General features: G+C 58.6%; 3 protein-coding genes. 2 read left to right on the top strand and 1 reads right to left on the bottom strand.

What is annotated here, in order from left to right:
- Window positions 1-45: 45 nt before the first annotated feature.
- Complete coding sequence (locus tag XI08_RS10100; RefSeq protein WP_271574302.1) at window positions 46-927, bottom strand: ABC transporter substrate-binding protein; 882 nt, start codon at window positions 925-927, stop codon at window positions 46-48.
- A gap of 354 nt (window positions 928-1,281) precedes the next feature.
- Here XI08_RS10100 and XI08_RS10095 point away from each other — a divergent pair, with 354 nt between their 5' ends.
- Window positions 1,282-1,668, top strand: coding sequence for a cysteine rich repeat-containing protein (locus tag XI08_RS10095; protein ID WP_271574301.1), 387 nt, complete (start codon window positions 1,282-1,284; stop codon window positions 1,666-1,668).
- Between the two features lie 352 nt (window positions 1,669-2,020).
- Complete coding sequence (locus XI08_RS10090) at window positions 2,021-2,284, top strand: hypothetical protein (protein WP_271574300.1); 264 nt, start codon at window positions 2,021-2,023, stop codon at window positions 2,282-2,284.
- Window positions 2,285-2,349: the final 65 nt, after the last annotated feature.

Genomic DNA, 2,349 nt, shown 5'->3' with positions numbered 1-2,349 from the left:
TTCGAGTCCGCCAACGGATCATCGACCGTCGGCGCTTTTCAAGAATCACCGGATAACTTGGTTGGTCCTCGCAAGCACTTCGGATGGAACGGTTATACCAAGCTGCCCAGCGGTCTGGAGGTTGAGCACAAGTTCGTGCGACAAGGCCGCCCGGATGGGCAACTCGCCTGGATTGCCACCGCGCAAGATTGTATCGGCGTATTGCGCCATCTGCCGCGCAGCTTCGCGAAGACTGGTCCCATAAGCAATAAGGCCTCCGGCGTCGAGCATTGATACAGGAAAAACCGATGGTAACCGGTAAGCTATAGCTAGCTCGGCGATCCGCTTTCTGCAGGCTTGATTGATCGGCTCTTCCAGCACGACCAGGGCCTGCGCGCGTTCACGCTCCATAGCCTCAAAGGCTTTTTCATACTCGGGAGAAGGAGCTTCGACGCGAATGACTTGTGGCTGGATTCGCAGGCGATGAGCCGCATCTCGGTTCGAAGTCGACATGCAGTCTGAAACGCCGAGGTCACTCAATATAGCGACCCGCTCAAGGCTGGGATTTAGCGCCTTGAGGAGCTGCAGTTGCTCCGTGGCCTGCCCCGGATCAAAGGTGGTTACTCCCGTGACGTTCCCGCCGGGGAGCCTTAAGTTGGACGCTAATCCGTCGCCGATCGGCTCGACAACGACCGCAAACACAATGGGAATCGTCGAGGTGGCTTGCCGAACCGCTCGCACTGTGACCGCCCCGATGACGGCGATGAGATCGACGCCGAGGCTGACCATTTCAAGGGCGAACTTGGGCAACAGATGCAATTGTCCCTCGGCTGCTCGAAGTTCGAAGCGGATTCCTTCGTCTTCGATCCATCCAAGGTCCCGAAGTCCCAATTTGAAGCCATCCATTGGATAGGCTGAGCCAGCGACAATTATCCCAACGCTCTTCATGGTGCGGTTCTCCTGGGGACGCCGGTGACCACGATAACATGCGGCGTCGAGGGCAGCACCTAGGGTCTCTGACGCAACCTGAAGCGGCACGGCCGCTTGTGGCCCATCGCGTCAGTTGGTCCGATGCAGCGGCTTGTCTGGAGTTGGGGGCAAAGCTGACCTGCCGGCTGAGCGCCCGGACTTCCCAGTTTGACCCATGGCCTGCTTGCGGAAGACGTCGAGCGGATTGACGCGGCCCTCCGTCCCGCCCAGATAGCCGACTACGCTGATCCGTCCTCCGGAACGAATCGCCTTGCGGCCGACTTTCGGATATCATCCCCAATCTGCCCTTTTTGTATCCCAGAGGAATCTAAGATGGCAGGAACGCGATCCGGGCTTGTTATATTGACAGCGCTGCTTTGGTCAGGCTCTGCCGCCGTGGCACAGCAAGCGGGCAAGCCCTGCGCCAGCGATATCAAGACACTGTGCGCCGGCATTCAGCCCGGCGAAGGCAGGATCAAGTCCTGCATAAAGTCGCATTTGACCGACCTGTCACCAGCCTGCGAGGAACGCTTGCTCACGGTTGCCGTGGCCGGAAAGGTGTGCAAGGCCGACGTTGCGAAGCTGTGCGCCGGTATTGTGCCGGGCACCGGCGGTATCAGGGCCTGCATAAAATTGCACATGGCTGAGTTGAGAGATCCCTGCAAGGATGCGATGTCCCAGACCGCGGCGGGCAGGAAAATCCTAAGAGGGGATCTCTAGAAATCCTTCCGCGAGCGTGCCCCACCAGCGGCGATCAACGGAGCCTTTGCTACAATGGGGACAAATTGCGGCAGGCCTGTATCGAAGAACAGAGCTACCCAAGAAACACGGAAGCTAAAGACAAACGCCTGATTGACAAAATGCGGCGGAGTAAAATGGTTTGACGTCTGCAACTGGCCCCTTAGCCGAAGGTCGATTGAGCGCGTGTCATGTCGGCAGTCAGGGTCAAACCGGACGCCGATCCAACTTGGCGTCCACCGCTGCTTTTGACCCTGAACGGACATTGGATCGCTTGGACCGTATGGTAAAAACTGGTTACGCTCAGGCTCAGAGCATCGGGGCATGATCGGCAATGCAGCGGCGCGAGTTCATGACGCTTGTCGGCGGAGCGGCGGCGGCTTGGCCCCTCGCGGCTCACGCGCAGAAGTCGACGATGCCGGTCATCGGTGTCCTCGAAAGCGGATCCGCGACCTCCCCGACGAGCCTCACCGCGGAATTCCATACCGGGCTAAAGGAGCTTGGTTACGTCGATGGACAGAACGTCACGATTGAATACCGAAGGGCGGACGCGCACTATGATCGGTTGCCCGCGCTTGCTTCCGATCTAGTCACGTGAATCTAAAGTTCGCCACATAAAGTCTGCTGGGCTTTGTGGCAGAAGCGTTTGACGGAAGCCAAGAT

This window comes from Bradyrhizobium sp. CCBAU 11361, from assembly GCF_028128935.1.
GTDB lineage: Bacteria > Pseudomonadota > Alphaproteobacteria > Rhizobiales > Xanthobacteraceae > Bradyrhizobium > Bradyrhizobium niftali.
The sequence above is the reverse complement of the archived record's forward strand: the minus strand, read 5'-3'. Positions and strand labels throughout refer to the sequence as shown.